At 30.7% G+C, this 6,169-nt stretch carries 9 protein-coding genes; 7 read left to right on the plus strand and 2 right to left on the minus strand.

Annotated features, from left to right (window positions below):
• Positions 1-218: hypothetical protein (locus ACMOUI_RS02200; protein WP_418964112.1), on the plus strand; the 218-nt coding region annotated here is incomplete at its 5' end.
• 29 nt (positions 219-247) lie between these two features.
• On the opposite strand, the gene ACMOUI_RS02205 is transcribed toward ACMOUI_RS02200, so the two are convergent.
• On the minus strand, positions 248-601 hold the full coding sequence (locus ACMOUI_RS02205) for a hypothetical protein (RefSeq protein WP_418964113.1): 354 nt from the start codon (positions 599-601) through the stop codon (positions 248-250).
• A gap of 120 nt (positions 602-721) precedes the next feature.
• Here ACMOUI_RS02205 and ACMOUI_RS02210 point away from each other — a divergent pair, with 120 nt between their 5' ends.
• The 6 genes from ACMOUI_RS02210 to ACMOUI_RS02235 all read left to right on the plus strand — a co-directional run bounded on the left by ACMOUI_RS02210 (position 722) and on the right by ACMOUI_RS02235 (position 5,500).
• Positions 722-1,528: a tRNA lysidine(34) synthetase gene (locus ACMOUI_RS02210; RefSeq protein WP_418964114.1), complete on the plus strand. Its 807-nt coding sequence runs from the start codon at positions 722-724 to the stop codon at positions 1,526-1,528.
• A 1-nt stretch (position 1,529) separates the two neighbouring features.
• Positions 1,530-2,474: a tRNA 2-thiocytidine biosynthesis TtcA family protein gene (locus tag ACMOUI_RS02215; RefSeq protein ID WP_418964115.1), complete on the plus strand. Its 945-nt coding sequence runs from the start codon at positions 1,530-1,532 to the stop codon at positions 2,472-2,474.
• Positions 2,475-2,570: 96 nt separating this feature from the next.
• The gene (locus ACMOUI_RS02220) at positions 2,571-2,792 is read left to right on the plus strand and encodes a FeoA family protein (protein WP_023050074.1); all 222 of its coding nucleotides are present in this window, start codon (positions 2,571-2,573) and stop codon (positions 2,790-2,792) included.
• Between the two features lie 92 nt (positions 2,793-2,884).
• Positions 2,885-3,112, plus strand: a complete 228-nt coding sequence (locus ACMOUI_RS02225; protein ID WP_418964116.1) for a FeoA family protein — start codon at positions 2,885-2,887, stop codon at positions 3,110-3,112.
• An 11-nt stretch (positions 3,113-3,123) separates the two neighbouring features.
• Positions 3,124-5,328 carry a ferrous iron transport protein B gene (gene feoB / locus ACMOUI_RS02230; protein ID WP_418964117.1) on the plus strand — a complete coding sequence of 735 codons (2,205 nt, stop codon included), beginning with the start codon at positions 3,124-3,126 and terminating at the stop codon, positions 5,326-5,328.
• Between the two features lie 22 nt (positions 5,329-5,350).
• On the plus strand, positions 5,351-5,500 hold the full coding sequence (locus tag ACMOUI_RS02235; RefSeq protein WP_418964118.1) for a hypothetical protein: 150 nt from the start codon (positions 5,351-5,353) through the stop codon (positions 5,498-5,500).
• 76 nt (positions 5,501-5,576) lie between these two features.
• Here ACMOUI_RS02235 and ACMOUI_RS02240 read toward each other — a convergent pair whose 3' ends face one another.
• Positions 5,577-5,966, minus strand: coding sequence for a PG0541 family transporter-associated protein (locus ACMOUI_RS02240; protein ID WP_418964119.1), 390 nt, complete (start codon positions 5,964-5,966; stop codon positions 5,577-5,579).
• Between the last annotated feature and the right edge of the window lie 203 nt (positions 5,967-6,169).

Consider the following 6,169-nt stretch of genomic DNA (forward strand, 5'->3'; position numbering starts at 1 on the left):
GAGTTTTTACAGAGATTTTATACGAGATTTTAAAAAAGTTTTCAATTTTGTATTATATTTTATTTATTTTAGGGCTGCTATTATCAATAAAAAATGGGAGTGTGACAAAAGAAGTTGTTGTAGTTGCTACAGTATTTTTAATTTTTACATGGGGTTATTGTAAATATTATAACAGATTACACAATTTTTTATACCAAGTGGAATTGGATTTAAGTTAAGGAGAACTTTTAAGTTCTCCTTTTAAGTTTTAATATGTATAAGTGAATGCTTTTTCTGTTAAAACTTTAATCTTGGAATAGTCAATATCTTCATCTTGAGATGAACACTCACCAGAGGAGCAACATCCTCCAGACGAACAGCTACCAGATGAACATCCTCCAGATGAACATCCTCCAGATGATCTCTCCTCCTCTCCCTTTTCATAATCTGGGTTTCTTTTTAGAAACTCCTCATAACTTTCCAGATACCCTTGTGCTGTAAGCGATTGGTAGACCTTTTCAAGCTCAAGAGCATCAATCCCTAGATTTTTCATAATGGCACCGTCACTGTATACCATTCCACTTTTTAAAAATTCCAAAACATTTTTTTCTATATTATTCATAAATTTTATTCACCTCATCTAATTGAATAAGACATTTTAACACAAAAAAAAAGAATTGTTAATTTTTTTGCAAGCATGATATAATGGAGTAAAAGTCTATACTATATTGTTGGAGGATTAATGGAAGAAAAAGTTTTTGAAACAAAAAAAGATATGGTTGAATACTCAATAAGAAGTACTTATAGAAAAAAGATTTGGTCAAAATTTACGAAAGCGATAAAAGATTTTGATTTAATACAAGATGGGGATAAAATAGCTGTTGGAGTGTCAGGAGGAAAAGATAGTCTTTTACTATCTAAGTTATTTCAGGAGTTAAAAAGAGATAAAAGTAAGAATTTTGAAGTTGCATTTATATCTATGAATCCTGGGTTTGGGTCTATGGATTTAGAGCAATTTAAAACTAATTTAGAGGAGTTAGGAATCCCTTGTGAAATATTTGATGCCAATGTATGGGAAATCGCATTTGAATCCTCTCCTGAAAGCCCATGTTTTTTATGTGCAAAGATGAGAAGAGGAGTACTTTATAATAAAGTTGAGGAACTTGGATATAATAAATTGGCTCTAGGTCATCATTTCGATGATTTAATAGAGACAACACTGATAAATATGTTTTATGCTGGAACGACTAAAACGATGATTCCTAAGGTGAAGTCAACAAGTGGAAAATTAGAATTAATAAGACCTTTAATATATATAAAGGAGAACGATATTATAAACTTTACTAAAAAAAATGAGATTATGGCAATGGCTTGTGGATGCCCAATAGAGTCAGGAAAAGTTGATTCTAAAAGAAAAGAGATAAAAAATCTACTGACAACTTTAGAAAAAACAAATCCTCAAATAAAGCAGAGTATATTTAATTCAATGAAAAATATCAATTTAGATTATGTATTAGGTTATGTATCTGAGAATAAAAAAGGAGAATAAAGTGTTAAAATTAGATGGTATAGAGGAGTTAGATGGATATTCTTTTCAGTCTTTTACTTTTGAAGTTCAAGAGAATAAAGTTTTAATTAATAACTCAAAGGATGGAATTAAAATAGAGATTGCTTATGAAAAAAATAAGTCAATTAAGTTAATTGATAAAATTTATAAACAAACAGGATTGAAAATAGTTTTAAATAGATTGAATGATAAAGAGATTTTAGCTTTTATTCAAGATAAAGGTTTTGAAAAAAGTCTATGGAGTCCCATAGGAAAAGCTATGCATGACTATAATATGATTGAAGAGGGAGATAGAATTGCTATTGGAATCTCTGGCGGAAAGGATAGTCTAACTGTTTTAAATGCATTGATAAGAGTAAAGAAAATTTCAGGAATAAATTTTGAGTTATTTCCTATCCATATACACCCTGTGGAAGAGGGAGGAAATTATGGGGATATAAAAGAGTATTGTAATAAGTTAGGTGTTGATTTACAAGTTATAGAAACTTCAATAGGAGAGAGTATTCTAACAAATGAAGAGTTAAAAAATCCATGTTTTATGTGCGCAAGAGTAAGAAGAGGGATTTTATATAAGGAGATGAAGAAACAAAATATAAATAAATTAGTTTTAGGACATCATAAGGATGATATAGTTGAAACTTTTTTACTAAATGTTCTTTATCAAGGGAATATGGGAGTTATGAAACCAGCTTATTATTCAGAGGAGTATGGACTAAAGGTTATAAGACCTCTAGCTTATGTGGAGGAGAAAGAGACAATAAGATATTCTAAAAAGTTGGGGTTACCAATCTTACACAATGATTGCCCATATGAGACAAGTGATAACTCTAAGCGTTTAAAAGTAAAAAAGATGATAGAGGAGCTAGCAAAAGATAGTCCCAATATAAGAAGTGTAATGTTAAACAGTATAAAAGATCTATTTGTTTAAATAAAACTTTAATAATCAAAGTTTTATTCTTGACAAATGTTCTTTGTTGGAATATAATTCTAGTGTAAATAACAAATACATTGGGAGGTTTATTCTATGACGCCACTAGTTTTTGCAGAACAAAATAAAGAGTTTGTTATAAAAGAGATCAAAGGAAGAGATAAAGATAAGAATAGACTAACGGAAAAAGGGTTTTGTATAGGGAATAAGATATGTTTACTAAGAGATGATCAAAGTAACTATATTGTAAAAATAAATGATACTAAATATGTTTTAAACTTTGGTTTGGCAAATAAAATAATAATAGATAATGAATAATTTTAAATCACAGGATAGCCTGTGATTTAAATTTTGCGAATATATTTTGAAACTCAAAATATATTCATGACTAATAAGTTGGGAGGCTTGAAATGAAATTAACAGAATTGAAAAAAGGACAGTCAGCAAGAATAGTCAAAATTGGGAGAATTGGCGAGCTGAAAAAGAGACTGGTTGATATGGGTGTTACAGCAGGTGAAATAATAAGACTTGAAAGAAATGCACCACTGGGAGATCCACAGGAGTTTATAGTTAAATCAACAAATATAGCTATAAGAAAGCAAGATGCACAAAATATTGAAATAGAGATAGATGGGTAGGGGATAGATAAATGATAAAAATAGCATTTACAGGAAATCCAAATGTAGGAAAATCTGCATTAATAAATGCCATTGCAGGATCGAACTTAAAAGTTGGAAACTGGGCAGGGGTTACAGTGGAGAAAAAAGAAGCTGAGTTTGAATATAAGGGTGAAAAAATACAATGTATTGATTTACCTGGAGTATATAGCTTAAGCCCATATACATTGGAGGAAACTATAACGAGAGACTTTATAATCAATGAGAAACCAGATGTGATTATAAATATTGTGGATTCAACTAATCTGGAGAGAAACCTATACTTAACAATGTTATTAAAAGAGTTGGAAAGACCAATGATAATGGCATTGAACTTCTATGATGAGTTTGAAAAATTAAATTATAAGCTAGATATTAAAAAGTTTACAGATATGGTTGAGATGGATGTAATAATGACATCTGCAACAAAAAGAACTGGAGTTCAAGAGCTATTAGATAAAGCATTAGTTATTGCAAAATCAAATAAATCAAATAAAAAATATACACTACTATTTGATAAATGTTTAGAGGAAGCTATTGAAGAGGTAAAATGTAAAATAAATTGTGATGAGAAGTTACAAAAAGCATCTGAAAAATTTGGATTAGATTTCTTAGCGATAAAGCTTTTAGAGCAAGATAAACATCTATTAGAGCTATTGAAGAGTGAGTATAACTACGGAGAGGATAAGGATGTATTAAAGATAACTAAACAGTTAGAAGATGATCATGATGAGGATATTGAAACTATATTTGCTGAGGGTAGATATGGGACAGTTAAAGGAATATTGGCAAAGACATTTACTACATCTATAAAATCGAGATTAGATTTTACAGATAAAGTTGATAGAGTTCTATTGAATAAATATTTAGGTCTTCCAATATTTTTTCTAATAATAGTGGGACTGATGGGAACAGTATTCAATGGATCAGCTCCATTGATAGATTGGGTTGATGGATTTGTAAATGATTATATTGGAAAATATGTGGGTATGCTAATAGATGAGAACACTCCAAATTGGTTATCTTCATTGGTAATGGATGGAATTTTAGGAGGAGTAGGAGGAGTAGTTGTATTTGTGCCTCTTATGTTATACCTATATTTCTTCCTAGCTATACTTGAAGAGAGTGGATATATGTCTAGAGTTGCTTTTTTAATGGATAAGATAATGACAAAACTAGGTTTAAATGGAAAAGCCTTTGTACCTATGGTACTTGGTTTTGGATGTACAGTTCCAGCAATTTATGCAACAAGAACTTTAGAGGATAACTCTTCAAGAAGATTGACGGCAGCTATGGCACCGTTTATGTCTTGTGGGGCAAGACTACCTGTATACGGATTATTTACAGCGGCTTTCTTTGGAGCTAAAGCTGGAATGATTGTAATGTCATTATATGTATTAGGAATTGCTGTGGCAATTTTAACAGGATTGATACTGAAGAACTTTGAAATGTTCAAATCGGAAGGAAGAGCACTACTGATTGAGTTACCTCCGTATAGAGTTCCAAGTTTAAGAGTGATAGTAAAATCAACTTTAACAAGAACAGGATCATATCTAAAAAAAGCTACAACTATTATTATGGGGATGCTTATGATTTTATGGGCATTAACGTATTTCCCAAATAGTGGAGATACAGCGAACTCTTATATGGCTAAGTTTGGAAAAACATTCCAAGGTGTTTTAAAGCCAACAGGGTTTGCTGATAGATGGGAAACAGTTGCAGCAATCCCTCCTAGTTTAGCAGCTAAGGAGATAGTTGTAGGATTTATGGCTCAAGTTTTAGTTGGAGATAAGGATACAGAGGAAGTGCAGGAAGAGATAGATCAAGAGACTACTACTTTTGTTGAAGATACAGTGGATCAAGTGGTTGGACTGGGAGTAGCAATCAAAGATTCTGTTGTAGGAGTTATTAGTTTTGATGTTAAAGGTTTATTTAGTGTACCTGATGAGGCCGAAATAGAGGAGGAAGGAAGCGGTGTTGTAGCAGCAACAAAAATGCTTTGGACAGACGACTTAGCTCCACTAAGAGCATACTCATTTATGGTGTTTATTTTATTGGTAGTTCCTTGTGTAGTAACTTTAGGAGCTATAAAACAGGAGTTTGGATATAAGTTTACAGGGTTTATAATAGCTATGTTATTAGTTGTACCATATGTTGTATCAACACTTGTATTCCAAATTGGAAAGTTATTTTTTTAACTTTCTAAATTAGGAGGTAAAAATGAAAACTTTGATATTGATAGGAATTGTCGTAGTAATTGGAGCTATAGCTTTAAAAAGCCTTTATAAAATGCTTAAAGGTGAGAGTGGATGTAGTTGTTCAAAGGGTAAAAATGGAAGTTGTAGTTTCAAAGATAAATGTAAACATTAATATGATATAAAAAACAGGGAGCGGTTTAATAAAACTGCTCCCTATTTTTTATTATTAAAACTATTAATTCTTTAAACTATTGTTCATCCTCTGTTAGCCAGTGAACTTTTGTAGTTGTATTATCAGGTTCAATATCCACAGTCATCATATTGTAAATGAAATCATCTAAAGGACAGACTAGAATAACCATAACTACATTATCAGGGAGTCCTAATCTAAAGCTTTTTAATTTTTTCAAAAGTAAATCAACTTTAGAGCCAGAGACAATCAAGTGAAAAACAGCTTCTGAACCAGGCCAAACATGATTATTTAAGTGTCTGATTCCGTGTTCCCAGCTACCTTCAAGTTTAGATTGGATTGTATAGTAATAGAAACCGATTGAGTGCAAAAAGTTCTGTAGATTATTTTTTTGAGAATCGTTGATGTATATTACCATTCGCTTTGATTTTTTTCGATTAACAACCATAGATGCCCGCCTCCTATAAATTTTATATGATACTCTATTACTACATTTTTTTTGAAAAATCAATATGTTAATACGGTAAAAAATCTTACAGAATGAGAACATGTAAAAAAATAACTCATAACCTGATAATAAAAATTTAAAAAAAGTACACATTTTTATAAATCTATGTTATAATCTAATGAATGAATATAAATAATTTAAGG

Source organism: Cetobacterium sp., from assembly GCF_048470075.1.
Lineage (GTDB): Bacteria > Fusobacteriota > Fusobacteriia > Fusobacteriales > Fusobacteriaceae > Cetobacterium_A.